The 12,853-nt window shown below is 70.3% G+C and carries 10 protein-coding genes; 3 read left to right on the top strand and 7 right to left on the bottom strand.

Annotated elements, in window-relative coordinates; genetic code table 11:
* Positions 1–8 precede the first annotated feature (8 nt).
* Positions 9–1,052 (bottom strand): CobW family GTP-binding protein, encoded by a 1,044-nt coding sequence (locus IEZ01_RS20945; RefSeq protein WP_019889991.1) that lies wholly within the window; start codon positions 1,050–1,052, stop codon positions 9–11.
* A 120-nt stretch (positions 1,053–1,172) separates the two neighbouring features.
* On the opposite strand from IEZ01_RS20945, the gene IEZ01_RS20940 reads away from it, so the two are divergent.
* Both IEZ01_RS20940 and IEZ01_RS20935 read left to right on the top strand, forming a co-directional pair.
* Complete coding sequence (locus tag IEZ01_RS20940; protein ID WP_189203146.1) at positions 1,173–2,906, top strand: sensor histidine kinase; 1,734 nt, start codon at positions 1,173–1,175, stop codon at positions 2,904–2,906.
* Positions 2,903–3,607, top strand: a complete 705-nt coding sequence (locus IEZ01_RS20935) for a DUF7342 family protein (protein WP_019889989.1) — start codon at positions 2,903–2,905, stop codon at positions 3,605–3,607. The genes IEZ01_RS20940 and IEZ01_RS20935 overlap by 4 nt, the downstream gene beginning before the upstream one ends.
* A gap of 30 nt (positions 3,608–3,637) precedes the next feature.
* On the opposite strand, the gene IEZ01_RS20930 is transcribed toward IEZ01_RS20935, so the two are convergent.
* The 3 genes from IEZ01_RS20930 to IEZ01_RS20920 all read right to left on the bottom strand — a co-directional run bounded on the left by IEZ01_RS20930 (position 3,638) and on the right by IEZ01_RS20920 (position 8,158).
* Positions 3,638–5,302 carry a solute symporter family protein gene (locus tag IEZ01_RS20930; protein WP_189203144.1) on the bottom strand — a complete coding sequence of 555 codons (1,665 nt, stop codon included), beginning with the start codon at positions 5,300–5,302 and terminating at the stop codon, positions 3,638–3,640.
* Positions 5,299–5,817: a DUF485 domain-containing protein gene (locus IEZ01_RS20925; protein WP_189203142.1), complete on the bottom strand. Its 519-nt coding sequence runs from the start codon at positions 5,815–5,817 to the stop codon at positions 5,299–5,301. The genes IEZ01_RS20930 and IEZ01_RS20925 overlap by 4 nt, the downstream gene beginning before the upstream one ends.
* Positions 5,818–6,040: 223 nt before the next feature.
* A complete protein-coding gene (locus IEZ01_RS20920; protein WP_019889986.1) occupies positions 6,041–8,158 on the bottom strand; it encodes a DNA gyrase/topoisomerase IV subunit B in 2,118 nt (705 codons plus the stop codon).
* Between the two features lie 433 nt (positions 8,159–8,591).
* On the opposite strand from IEZ01_RS20920, the gene IEZ01_RS20915 reads away from it, so the two are divergent.
* On the top strand, positions 8,592–8,819 hold the full coding sequence (locus tag IEZ01_RS20915) for a DUF7455 domain-containing protein (protein ID WP_019889984.1): 228 nt from the start codon (positions 8,592–8,594) through the stop codon (positions 8,817–8,819).
* Between the two features lie 116 nt (positions 8,820–8,935).
* On the opposite strand, the gene IEZ01_RS20910 is transcribed toward IEZ01_RS20915, so the two are convergent.
* The 3 genes from IEZ01_RS20910 to IEZ01_RS20900 all read right to left on the bottom strand — a co-directional run bounded on the left by IEZ01_RS20910 (position 8,936) and on the right by IEZ01_RS20900 (position 12,772).
* Positions 8,936–9,760, bottom strand: coding sequence for a S1 family serine peptidase (locus IEZ01_RS20910; protein WP_189203140.1), 825 nt, complete (start codon positions 9,758–9,760; stop codon positions 8,936–8,938).
* Between the two features lie 150 nt (positions 9,761–9,910).
* Positions 9,911–11,458: an RNA polymerase sigma factor gene (locus tag IEZ01_RS20905; RefSeq protein WP_019889981.1), complete on the bottom strand. Its 1,548-nt coding sequence runs from the start codon at positions 11,456–11,458 to the stop codon at positions 9,911–9,913.
* A 375-nt stretch (positions 11,459–11,833) separates the two neighbouring features.
* The gene (locus tag IEZ01_RS20900) at positions 11,834–12,772 is read right to left on the bottom strand and encodes a FadR/GntR family transcriptional regulator (RefSeq protein WP_280513722.1); all 939 of its coding nucleotides are present in this window, start codon (positions 12,770–12,772) and stop codon (positions 11,834–11,836) included.
* Between the last annotated feature and the right edge of the window lie 81 nt (positions 12,773–12,853).

The following is a 12,853-nucleotide window of genomic DNA, read 5'->3' as shown; positions in this document are numbered from 1 at the left end:
ACCCGCCGCTACTGCGGCTCCTGCTCCGTCTGCGGCACGTACCGCAGGACGCCCCACATGCTGTGCTCGTCGGGGGCGTCCTGCGGGCCGCCGACGCGGCAGGCGGCGAGCTGCTCCCGCAGGGCTCGGCCGTCGACGGCGGAGCCGATGAGCACGAGCTGGGTGCGGCGCTCCTCGCCGGCCGGCCACGGGGCGGGGTAGAAGCGCAGGAAGCGGCCGACGGCGTGGACCGTGTAGCGGTTGTCCGGGTCGGCCGCGCCGAAGTCGACGAAGCCCTTGATGCGGTAGAGCCCCTCGGGGCGGGCGTCGAGGAAGTCCATCAGGCGCCGTGGGTGCAGGGGCACGTCGGCGTCGAGGGAGACGGTCTCGTAGGCCGCGTGGGGGTGGGCGTGGTGCTCGTCCTCCTCGGCGCGGAGGTCGTCGAAGGAGAGCTGGCCCTCGATCTCGCCGTCGGGCACCACCCGGTCGAAGAGGACCTCGGGGTCGACCCGGCCATGGGCGGCCCGGAGCACCACGGCGCGGTCGGTCAGCCCGGCGACGATGTCGTGGACGGCGGTGAGCTCCTCCTGCGCGACGCGGTCGGTTTTGTTCAGGACGACCAGGTCGGCGATCTTCAGATGCCGGTCGGTCTCGGGGTGCCGCTCACGGGTGGCGTGGAACTCGGCGGCGTCCACGACCTGCACCAGTCCGCCGTACACGATCCGCTCGTTCTCGCTGGCCAGGACCATGCGGACGAGTTCCTGGGGTTCGGCGAGCCCGCTCGCCTCGATCACGATGACGTCGAGGCTGGCGGCGGGACGGGTGAGCTTCTCCAGGTACTCGTCAAGTTCGCTCGCGTCGACCGCGCAGCACAGGCAGCCGTTGCCGAGCGAGACGGTCGAGCCGACCTGTCCGGCGACGGACATGGCGTCGATGCCGATCGAACCGAAGTCGTTGACCATGACACCGATACGGGTGCCGCGGGCGCTGCGCAGCAGATGGTTGAGCAGTGTGGTCTTGCCGGACCCCAGAAATCCCGCGAGGACGACGACGGGAATCTGCTGCGTGCTCAAAGCGGGGCCTCTCTCGGTCCGTGGTGCCTGCGGCCTGTCGGCGTCCCAGGATAGGGGCGGCCTGGGCGGTCGCCGGGCGGTGATTTCGAACCGGGGGCGGCGCCACGTACCGTCGTACGCATGCGTTCCGCACCGCCGTCCACAGCGCGCGTGCCCGGGCGGCGCCGACGGTTCGGCTGGCCGCAGCGGGTCTTCTCGCAGGTCCTGCTGATGCAGCTGGCCATCGTCACCGGTGTCACCGTGCTGGCCACGGGCCTGTTCCTGGCTCCGCTCAGCGCCCAGCTCGACGACCAGGCGATGCGCCGGGCGCTCGCCATCGCGGAGACGACCGCCTCCCCGGAGGTCGCCGCCGAACTCCAGGGCTCGCCGCCGTCCGCGGACGGGCCGGTGCAGGCCGAGGCGGAGCGGATCCGCACGGCGACCGGCGCCGAGTATGTGGTGATCATGGACCGGTACGGCGTGCGCTGGTCGCACACGGACGCCGCGCAGATCGGCCGGGTCGTGTCGACCGATCCGAGTGAGGCGCTCGCGGGCCAGGACGTCATGGAGATCGACAGCGGCACGCTGGGGCGTTCGGCCCGCGGCAAGGTGCCCTTGCGGGACGGCGACGGGCAGATCATCGGGGCGGTGTCGGTCGGTATCGAGTACGACAGCGTGCGCGACCGGCTCATGGGCGCGATCCCCGGGCTGCTCGCGTACGCCGGCGGCGCCCTGGCGGTCGGTGCGCTCGCCGCCTATCTGATCTCCCGCCGTCTCCAGCGGCAGACGCATGACCTGGCCTTCTCCGACATCTCCGCGCTGCTCGCGGAGCGTGAGGCGATGCTGCACGGCATCCGCGAGGGCGTGGTCGCGCTCGACCGCGCGGGGCGGATCCGACTGATGAACGACGAGGCGCAGCGGCTGCTCGGGCTCGGCCCGGAGGCCAACGGCCGCCCCCTTGAGGAGGCCCTCGGTCCGGGCCGGACGACCGAGGTCCTGGCCGGCCGGGTCACCGGTGAGGATCTGGTGGCCGTACGCGGCCAGCGGGTGCTGATCGCCAACCGGATGCCGACGGACGACGGCGGCGCGGTGGCGACCCTGCGCGACCGGACCGAGCTGGAGCAGCTCGGGCGTGAGCTGGACTCCACCCGGGGTCTGATCGACGCCCTCCGCGCCCAGGACCACGAGCACGCCAACCGGATGCATACGCTGCTCGGTCTGCTGGAGCTGGAGATGCACCAGGAGGCCGTGGAATTCGTGACCGAGGTGGTCGGTGTGCACCGTGCGACGGCTGAGCAGGTGACCGAGAAGGTGCACGACCCGCTGCTGGCCGCGCTGCTGGTCGGCAAGGCGACGGTGGCGGCGGAGCGGGGCGTCTCGCTGCGGATCGCTCCCGGCAGTCTGCTGCCCGACCGGCTGGTCGACCCGCGTGAGCTGGTGACCGTGGTGGGCAATCTCGTGGACAACGCGGTCGACGCGGCGGCCGGTTCGACGGACGCGCGCGTCGAGGTGGGGCTGCGGGCCGAGGGGCGTACGGCGCTGCTGCGGGTGGCGGACAGCGGGCCGGGGGTGCCGCCCGCCGACCGTGAGGCGATCTTCACCGAGGGCTGGTCGACGAAGGAGGTGCCCGCCCACGGCAAGCGCGGCCTGGGCCTTGCGCTGGTGCGGCGGCTGGCCGAGCGGCAGGGCGGGAGCGTACGGGTCGACGAGGCCGCGGACGGCGGAGCGGAGTTCACGGTCGTCCTGCCGGAGGCACTGACCGGGATCCCGGAGGCCGGGGCGGGGACCGACGAGCCGGTGACGCCGGGCGCGGTGGCGCAGCCGGGCGGGGACCCGGTGGGCGAGCGGGCGGCCGACGGGCGGGTGGTCTCATGAACGACCGGCCGATCGGCGTGCTGGTGGTCGACGACGACGTACGGGTCGCGGCGATCAACGCGGCCTACGTCGCCAAGGTGGCCGGGTTCCGGGTCGTCGCCCAGGCCCACTCGGCCGCCGAGGCGCTCGCCCGGATCGAGGAGCTCCCGGTCGACCTGGTCCTCCTGGACCACTACCTGCCGGACGAGAACGGCCTGGCGGTCGTACGTGAGTTGCGCCGCCTGGGCCACCAGACCGATGTGATCATGGTGACGGCGGCGCGGGACGTGGCCACCGTCCAGGCGGCGATGCGCCACGGGGCGCTGCAGTACCTGGTGAAACCCTTCTCCTTCGCCGGTCTGCGCACCAAGCTGGAGGCGTACGCGCTGCTGCGCCGCACCCTGGAGGGCGGCGGGGAGGCGGAACAGGCCCAGGTGGACCGGATCTTCGGCGCCCTGTCGGCGGGCTCCTCCGAACCGGACCTGCCCAAGGGCCACTCCCCCACCACCGCGGAGCTCGTACGGCAGGTGCTGCTCGCCGCGGACGGGCCGCTCTCCGCCCAGGAGATCGCCGAGCGGGCGGGGGTGAGCCGGCAGACCGCCCAGCGTTATCTGAAGCTCCTGGAGCGGGCGGGACGGGTGCGTCTGTCGCTGAAGTACGGCGAGACGGGCCGCCCCGAGCACCGGTACGCCTGGGCCACGAGCGGCGAGCCCTCTCGCTAGACCCGTCCCACCAGAGCCTCCCGTCGCCCCTCAGACCGCTCCCGCGCCGGTCAGCGCCCGGACCTCCGTCTCGGCGTGCCGCGCCTCGTCCGGCGCCTCCGGGGAGGTGACCGTGCCGAGCCAGCCGGCCAGGAAGCCCAGCGGGATGGAGACGAGCCCCGGGTTCTGCAGCGGGAAGAGCTGGAAGTCCACGCCCGGGAAGAGCGCCTCGGGGCTGCCCGAGACGACCGGCGAGAGCACCACAAGCACCATGGCCGGGACCAGCCCGCCGTACACCGACCACACCGCTCCGCGGGTGGTGAAGTTCCGCCAAAACAGCGAGTAGAGCAGTACCGGAAGGTTGGCGGACGCGGCGACGGCGAAGGCGAGGCCCACCAGGAAGGCCACGTTGAGATCGCGGGCGAGCAGTCCGAGCCCGATCGCGGCCGCGCCGATTCCGACCGCGGCGATCCTGGCCACCGCGACCTCGCTGTACCGCTTCGGCCCCGTCTTCCGCCCCTGCCGCCTCCGTCCGCGCCACCGCGTACGCCCGGACCCGTCCGCGCTCCCGCTCCCGCGGCGGCCGCTGAAGGAGGCGTACAGATCGTGGGCGACGGAGGCCGACGAGGCCAGCGTGATCCCCGCGACGACGGCCAGGATCGTCGCGAAGGCGATCGCCGCGACGATCGCGAAGAGCACCGCGCCGCCGGTGGAGCCGGCGCCTCCGCCGAGGTCCAGGGCGAGCAGCGGTACGGCCGTGTTGCCGGCCGCGTTGGAGGCGCGGACGGCGTCGGTACCGACCACCGCGGCCGCGCCGAAGCCGAGCACGATCGTCATCAGGTAGAAGCCGCCGATGAGACCGATGGCCCAGACGACCGAGCGGCGGGCGGCCCGCGCGGTCGGCACGGTGTAGAAGCGCGACAGGATGTGCGGCAGGCCGGCCGTACCGAGGACGAGGGCCAGGCCGAGGCTGATGAAGTCGAGCCGCGCGGTCCAGTCGCCGCCGTAGCGCAGACCGGGGGCGAGGAACTCCAGGCCGTGGCCGCTGCGTTCGGCCGCGGTGGTGAGCAGCTGGTTGATGTCGCCGTGGAAGCGCAGCAGGACGAGGACGGTGAGCGCGACGGTGCCGGCCATGAGCAGCACGGCCTTGATGATCTGGATCCAGGTGGTGGCTCGCATCCCTCCCAACGACACATAGACGACCATCAGCGCACCGACGCCGATGACGGTCCACGAGCGCGCGGCCTCGCTCGTACCGCCGAGCAGCAGCGCGACCAGGCTGCCGGCTCCCACCATCTGCGCCACCAGATAGAGAACGGAGACGGTGACCGAGGAAGTTCCCGCAGCGATCCGGACGGGCCGCTCGGCCATCCGGGCCGCGACGACGTCGGCCAGGGTGAACCGGCCGCAGTTGCGGACGAGTTCGGCGACGAGGAAGAGGACGACCAGCCAGGCCACCAGGAAGCCGACGGAGTAGAGCAGTCCGTCGTAGCCGAAGAGGGCGATGAGCCCGGAGATGCCGAGGAAGGATGCGGCGGACATGTAGTCGCCGGCGATCGCGAAACCGTTCTCCATGGGCGAGAAGAGGCGGCCGCCGGCGTAGAACTCCTCGGCGGAGCCCTGGCGTCTGCGGCTGACCCATGTGGTGATGGCGAGTGTGACCGCGACGAACGCGCTGAACAGCAGTAGGGCGAGGGTCTGGTGGTCGCCCGTCAACGCCCGCTCCCCCGCGCCGCTTCCCGGCTGAGTCCTTGGGTGCGTTCCCGGGTGCGTTCCTGGTCGAACACGCTCCAGCGCAGCTCGAGCGCGGCACGGTCCCTGCGGAGCCGGGCGTGGCGTGCGTAGGCCCAGGTCAGCAGGAAGGTGGTGAGGAACTGCCCGAGCCCGGCCAGCATCGCCACATTGACCGCCCCGGCGACGGGGCGGGCCATCAGCCCCGGCGCGACCGTGGCCGCGACGACATAGGCCAGGTACCAGAGGAGGAAGACGAGGGTGGCCGGGACGACGAACATCCGGTAGCGGGCGCGGACTTCCTGGAAGGCGGCGCTGCGGTGCACCTCCAGATAGATGTCCCGGGTGCCACGTGCGGCCGGTGAGGGCTCGGGCGGTGGTACGAGGGCGTACGCGGCCGCGCCCGTACCGTCCAGCTCTCCCCATCCGGAGGCAAGTGCGTCGTACCACGGGTCCTCGATCCGGAGCCCCGCAGCGTCGCGTCCTTCCTGCTTCTCCACCGGTCAACTCCCCTTGCTCGGCGAACCGTTTCAGCCGCGTGCCAAGCATGGACAGAGCGGGAAGATCCCGGACTCTTCTCTTCTCGCTCTTCACCCCATCAGGTGATGGGGCACGGGGTGGCGGGACGAGCCCGTGCCGATAGGCATACCGGACGGCCCAGGGGTGGAGCCTGGGGCTCCACCCCTGGGCGGACGGGCGGCGGTGACGGCGTCGGCGCGGCGCTCAGGCGTCGATGCGGGAGCGGTCCAGGGTCGCGGCCGAGCTGGTGATGAACTCCTTGCGCGGCGCCACGTCGTTGCCCATCAGCAGATCGAAGATCTGCTCGGCGGACTCCAGGTCGCCGATGTTGATCCGCCGCAGCGTGCGATGGCGCGGGTCCATCGTGGTCTCGGCGAGCTGGTCGGCGTCCATCTCTCCGAGGCCCTTGTAGCGCTGGATGGAGTCCTTGTAGCGGATCCCCTTGCGCTGGTACTCCAGGAGCGTCTGGCGTAGCTCGTTGTCGGAGTACGTGTACACGTACTTGTCCTGGCCCTTCTTGGGCTGGATGAGCTCGATGCGGTGCAGCGGCGGCACGGCGGCGAAGACCCGCCCCGCCTCCACCATCGGCCTCATGTAGCGCTGGAAGAGCGTGAGCAGCAGGCAGCGGATGTGCGCGCCGTCGACATCGGCGTCCACGAGGAGCACGATCTTGCCGTACCGGGCGGCGTCGAGGTCGAACGTGCGGCCCGAACCGGCTCCTATGACCTGGATGATCGCGCCGCACTCGGCGTTCTTGAGCATGTCCGAGACGGACGACTTCTGAACGTTGAGGATCTTGCCGCGGATCGGGAGCAGCGCCTGGAACTCGCTGTTGCGGGCGAGCTTGGCGGTGCCGAGCGCGGAGTCACCCTCGACGATGAAGAGCTCACTGCGCTCCACGTCGTCACTGCGGCAGTCGGCGAGCTTGGCCGGCAGGGAGGACGACTCCAGCGCTGTCTTCCTGCGCTGGGCCTCCTTGTGCTGGCGGGCGGCGATGCGGGTCCGGGCCGCGGCGACGGCCTTCTCCAGCACGGCGCGGGCCTGCGCCTTGGCGTCACGCTTGGTGGAGGTGAGGAACGCCTTGAGCTCCTTGGCGACCACGTTGGCGACGATGCGGTTGGCCGCGGAGGTGCCGAGGACCTCCTTCGTCTGGCCCTCGAACTGCGGCTCGGCGAGCCGTACGGTCACGACGGCGGTCAGGCCCTCCAGGGCGTCGTCCTTGACGATGTCGTCCTCGGCGACGCGCAGCATCTTGGCCGAGCGCAGGACCTCGTTCATCGTCTTGGTGACGGAGCGCTCGAAGCCGGTCACATGCGTGCCGCCCTTGGGGGTGGCGATGATGTTCACGAAGGACTTGACCGCGGTGTCGTACCCCGTGCCCCAGCGCAGGGCGATGTCGACGCCGAGCTCGCGGGTGACCTCGGTGGGCGTCATGTGGCCGCGCTCGTCGAGGACCGGGACGGTCTCCTTGAACGTTCCCTGACCGGTCAGCCGCAGGACGTCGCAGACGGCCTTGTCCTGGGCGAGGTAGTCGCAGAACTCGCTGATGCCGCCGTCGAAGCGGAAGGTCTCCTCGGTCACCCCCTCGCTCTCCACGCCGCGCTCGTCGCGGACGACGATGGTCAGGCCGGGGACGAGGAAGGCGGTCTGACGGGCGCGCTGGTAGAGCGTCTCCAGGGAGAGCTTGGCGTCCTTGAGGAAGATCTGCCGGTCGGCCCAGTACCGCACGCGCGTGCCCGTGCGGGTCTTGGGCACGCGCTTGCCCTTGAGCAGGCCGTTCGCCGGGTCGAAGGGGCTGTCGGGACCCTGCTCGGTGAAGATGCCGGGCACACCGCGGCGGAAGCTGATCGAGTGGGTGGCGCTGCTGCGGTCGACCTCGACGTCGAGCCGCGCGGACAGCGCGTTCACCACGGAGGCGCCGACACCGTGCAGACCGCCGGAAGCGGCGTAGGAGCCACCGCCGAACTTTCCGCCCGCGTGCAACTTGGTCATGACGACCTCGACACCCGACAGGCCGGTCTTGGGCTCGACGTCGACGGGGATGCCGCGGCCGTTGTCCCGGACCTCCACCGAGCCGTCGTCGTGCAGGATCACCTCGATGTGGTCGCAGTATCCACCGAGCGCCTCGTCGACCGAGTTGTCGATGATTTCCCAGAGGCAGTGCATGAGGCCACGGCTGTCGGTGGACCCGATGTACATTCCGGGACGCTTGCGAACCGCCTCGAGCCCCTCGAGGACGAGCAGGTGCCGCGCGGTGTAGTTGGAACCGTCACGGTCTGCGGTCAGCAGCGCACTGGACGGCACGGACGTTTCGGCGGTCACGCGGTTCGCTCCTCGCTGAATTTGAAATCTGGCCCGATGGGTAAAGGCCCCGGCGTCGGTCGCCGGTCAGAGGGTACCGAGGCCTGGTAGAGCGGTTGTCACGCCACCCTCGTGATTTCTCATGCTAGACCAGCGTCGCATGAGTGTTCGATCCCTCGATGGGGTGACGTGAACATCACGTTCCCTTCGACGCATGAACCATTTAGGCTCCGGGCACGTCCTCATGAACAACCGGCAACCCGCCGGGGAGGGCGCAACCGAGACAAGCAACGCGAAACCGTAAAGCGAAGCAATACGGCTCATTCGCCGCCAACCGGCAGCAGACAGCCACCTCGGGAAGAAGTTTCGAGGAAAAGCCACGAGCGGGAACGTTTTCGGCCTGGTTGGATGTTGACCCTGGTACGACAGCTCGTCGAGCTAGAGAAGAGGCGACGTGACTACTGTTCTGACCCCCGCGAGCCCGCTGACGGCCGCTGACCGCTGCGACCGCTGCGGCGCCCAGGCGTATCTGCGCGTCGTCCTGACAAGCGGCGGTGAACTGCTCTTCTGCGCCCACCACGGACGCAAGTTCGAGCCGGAACTCAAGAAGATCGCCGCGGAAATACAGGATGAGACGGACCGGCTCACCGTGCCGGTCACCACAGTCGAAGAGGAACGCTGACACCTCGCATCCACGACGAGCCATGGGCTGGTCCAGGACCGGCCGACGGGCGGTCGCCTCTGCCGATCAGAGGCGACCGCCCGTTCTCGTAGCTCCGCATCCGTCCGCACCGCGCGTCATCGGGTGCCGACGGGGAGCAGCACTCCGGAGATCCTGGTGTACACACCCGGGCTCTCAGCCTGCCCGCAGCCACTGCCCCAGGACACCAGTCCGATGAGCTTGCCGCGGGCCACCAGTGGCCCCCCGCTGTCCCCCTGACAGGCATCCCTGCCTCCCCTTGGGTCGCCCGCACACAGCATCGTGGCCGCCTCGTACGTACCGTCCGCGCCGCCTGGGTACGCCCGCTCGCACGCGGCGTCCGCGAGCACACCGACCGTGGCCGCCCGCAGCGATGTCGCGTAGGTGCCGATGCCCGTGGTGTCGCCCCAGCCGTAGACCGAGGCGCTCGTGCCGGCCGTGTAGGCCCGGTCGCCCTTCGGCGCGATCTTGATCACATGGTCGGCCGGCAGCCGCGTCGCCAGCGTGAGGACGGCCAGGTCGCCCCTGTTGGTCGCCGGGTCGTACGAGGGGTTGGTCCAGGCCGACGTCACCCGGATCTCCTGCCCGCCCATACCGACCAGCGCCGAGCGCCCGGCGATGACCCGGAGGTCGCCGAGCTCGCCCGGTGGCGTACCGAGCACGTCCCGGCCCAGGCAGTGCGCGGCGGTGAGCACCTTGTCCGGCGCGACGACCACCCCGCCGCAGAACTGGCCCGCCCGCATACCCCCGAACCGGTCACGGCTGGAGAGGGCCACCACCCACGGCGAGTCGTCGATCAGAACCGGCTGCCCACCGATGATCACGCTGTCGGTGGACGCCCGCGCACCTGAGGCCAGAGGCCAGGCCGCCACCGAGAGCATGCCCAGGAGCCCGGCCACAATTCCGGCGATGGGACGACGCATGGAGCCTCCTGACTCTCCGATGTACTCGGTTCACCCAGCGTCGACCAGATGGCGGCATCCCGCACCCCCACACGCGCGTGCACACACCGGAGCCCGGCTCCCCACCTGGGGGAACCGGGCTCCGGTGTCGATACGGCGATCGGGTCTCGATCAGTCGAGGTAGTCGCGCAGCACCTGCGAACGCGAGGGGTGACGCAGCTTCGACATCGTCTTCGACTCGATCTGGCGGATCCGCTCACGCGTGACGCCGTAGACCTTGCCGATCTCGTCCAGGGTCTTCGGCTGGCCGTCGGTGAGACCGAAGCGCATGGAGACGACGCCGGCCTCACGCTCGGAGAGCGTGTCGAGCACGGAGTGCAGCTGCTCCTGGAGGAGCGTGAAGCTCACCGCGTCGGCCGGGACGACCGCCTCGGAGTCCTCGATGAGGTCACCGAACTCGCTGTCGCCGTCCTCGCCCAGCGGGGTGTGCAGCGAGATGGGCTCACGGCCGTACTTCTGGACCTCGATGACCTTCTCGGGGGTCATGTCGAGCTCCTTGGCCAGCTCCTCCGGGGTGGGCTCGCGGCCCAGGTCCTGGAGCATCTGGCGCTGGACGCGCGCGAGCTTGTTGATGACCTCGACCATGTGCACCGGGATACGGATGGTGCGGGCCTGGTCGGCCATGGCGCGGGTGATCGCCTGACGGATCCACCAGGTGGCGTACGTGGAGAACTTGTAGCCCTTGGTGTAGTCGAACTTTTCGACCGCGCGGATCAGACCGAGGTTGCCCTCCTGGATCAGGTCCAGGAAGAGCATGCCGCGGCCGGTGTAGCGCTTGGCCAGCGAGACCACGAGGCGGAGGTTGGCCTCCAGCAGGTGGTTCTTGGCCCGGCGGCCGTCCTCGGCGATGATCTCGAGCTCGCGCTTGAGCTTCGGCGCCAGCTTGTCGGAGTTCGCCAGCTTGTCCTCGGCGAACAGACCGGCCTCGATGCGCTTGGCGAGCTCGACCTCCTGCTCGGCGTTGAGCAGGGGGACCTTGCCGATCTGCTTCAGGTAGTCCTTGACCGGGTCGGCCGTGGCACCGGCGACGGCGACCTGCTGCGCCGGCGCGTCGTCCTCGTCCTCGTCGGAAAGGACGAAGCCCTTGTTCTCGCCCTCGGCCTCTTCGTCGTCCTTGCCGGGCTGGACGTCGTCGATCAGCTCTTCGCCCTCGAGAACTTCGTCGGCGTCCTTCTTGGCGGCGGTCTTCTTGGCCGTCGTCTTCTTCGCGGCGGCCTTCTTGGCCGTCGTCTTCTTGGCCGCGACCTTCTTGGCAGCCGCCTTGGGGGCAGTGGCTCCGGTCTCGTCGACCGGAATGTCCGCGCTCTCGGCCGCCGGAGCCGCCGTCGAGGCCGCGACACTCTTCGTCACGGTCGTCTTGGCGGTGACGGTCTTGGTGGCGGTGCGCTTGGCCGGGCTCTTCGCAGCGACGCTCTTGCGGGCGCGCTTCGGCGACTCCGCTGCACTGACCATCAGCGTCACACCCTCTTCCTCGAGGATCTGGTTGAGGCTGCGCAGAACATTCTTCCACTGGGTTGGCGGAATCTGGTCAGCCTCGAAGGCCCGACGCACGTCATCGCCGGCGATCTGCCCATCAGCCTTTCCCCGCTCGATGAGCGCCATCACAGACTCGGACTCGGCGATCTCCGGCGGGAGCGTACGGGATGTGCTGGCCGACACGAACAACCTCTCGGAACGATGGAAACGGCTTCCGGCCCCGCCCATGATCGGGCCGGAGCCGACGACCGCCGGCTGGGAATGTGCCGACGGCGCGGGCTGAACCTCAGAGCTGCACAGCGCCTCCTACGGCGGCTGTATTCCCTCCTCGGCTGTCACCTCTTAGGTCATCGCACTGTTTCGAGGAGTGTTACGCCCAATCCGCGTGGCCCGAGTCACACCCCATATACGACGAACCTGCCAGACCAGGATCAAATGGAGCTATCGGTGCCGCCCGACCCGGATGGGACGCCCTTCCCGGCACCTCCTCGGGCGCCCTTCCGGGTCCGGCGGCACGCGCCGTGCTCGACTCCGTACACCTGGCCGCGGCCCGGGGTGTCAGTTGCCGCGCGGGGCGGGCACGACCCGCTCCACCTCGGGGTGGACGGTCAGCAGCTGGCGCATGGCCGTCTCGGCGGCGAGCGCGTCCCCCGCCGCGAGGGCGTCGACGATACGGGCGTGCTGGACGAGGCACGCCTCTCCGGGACGGTCGCAGCTGGTCGCGGGGGCTCCGGAGACCTGGAGCGCAGCGGCGACGATGCCCGAGAGGTGCTCCAGCATGCGGTTGCCGGCGAGCTGGATGAGGAGGGAGTGGAACTCGGTGTCGGCCCGGGAGAAGGTGATGCCGTCCCCCTGGGAGAGGGCGTGGCCCATGATCTCGACCATGTCGCCGAGGCGCTGCTGGATGTCGTCCCGGCCGTGACCGACGGCGAGCCGGGCGGCCAGCGGCTCGATCATCCAGCGGAGCTCGTTGAGCTCGCGGCGCTGGTCGTCGCGCTGCGGCCCGAAGGCGCGCCATTCGATGATGTCGGGGTCGAGCAGGTTCCAGTCGCTGACGGGGCGGACCCGGGTGCCGACGTTGGGTCGCGCGCTGACCAGGCCCTTGGCCTCCAGGACGCGCAGGGACTCACGGACGACGGTGCGGGAGACCTCGAAGCGCTGACCGATCTCCTCGGGGACGAGTGGCCGGTCGGCGCCGAGATCGCCGGAAACGATCATCTGACCCAGCTGCTGGACGAGTTGGCCGTGCAGCCCTCGGCCGCGACTGCCCGCCGCCCTGCGGCCGACCCGGCCCAACTCCGTTTCGGTCGGCTCCCAGGACGGCGGGCCGACGCGGTCGGCGCCGGGGGCCTCCCCGTAGGAGTAGCGGTCGAGGTCGCCCGCGCCGGCGAGGCCGGACTCGGAGGGGCGAGCGGTCATCATGGAATGCGCAAGGGTACTCACGCATCCTTTGTCGGCGCGCCTCTCGCGGCCCTTGAGGTCTTTGGTGAAAAGCACACGAAAGGGTGATCGGCACCCCCTACACAATTGACGCTTTATCGGAAGGAACCGGGCATTCTGCGGGGAGTTGCGAACGAG

Source organism: Streptomyces purpureus, assembly GCF_014648195.1.
GTDB classification, from domain to species: Bacteria; Actinomycetota; Actinomycetes; order Streptomycetales; family Streptomycetaceae; genus Streptomyces; species Streptomyces purpureus.
Note: the sequence above shows the minus strand (reverse complement) of the source record. Positions and strands in the feature narration are given on the sequence as shown.

Bases quoted from the DNA above. Each gene is read 5' to 3' on its own strand.
- IEZ01_RS20940 (WP_189203146.1), top strand. From the start codon at position 1,173: ATGCGTTCCGCACCGCCGTCCACAGCGCGCGTGCCCGGGCGGCGCCGA.
- IEZ01_RS20935 (WP_019889989.1), top strand. From the start codon at position 2,903: ATGAACGACCGGCCGATCGGCGTGCTGGTGGTCGACGACGACGTACGG.
- IEZ01_RS20910 (WP_189203140.1), bottom strand. From the start codon at position 9,760: ATGCGTCGTCCCATCGCCGGAATTGTGGCCGGGCTCCTGGGCATGCTC.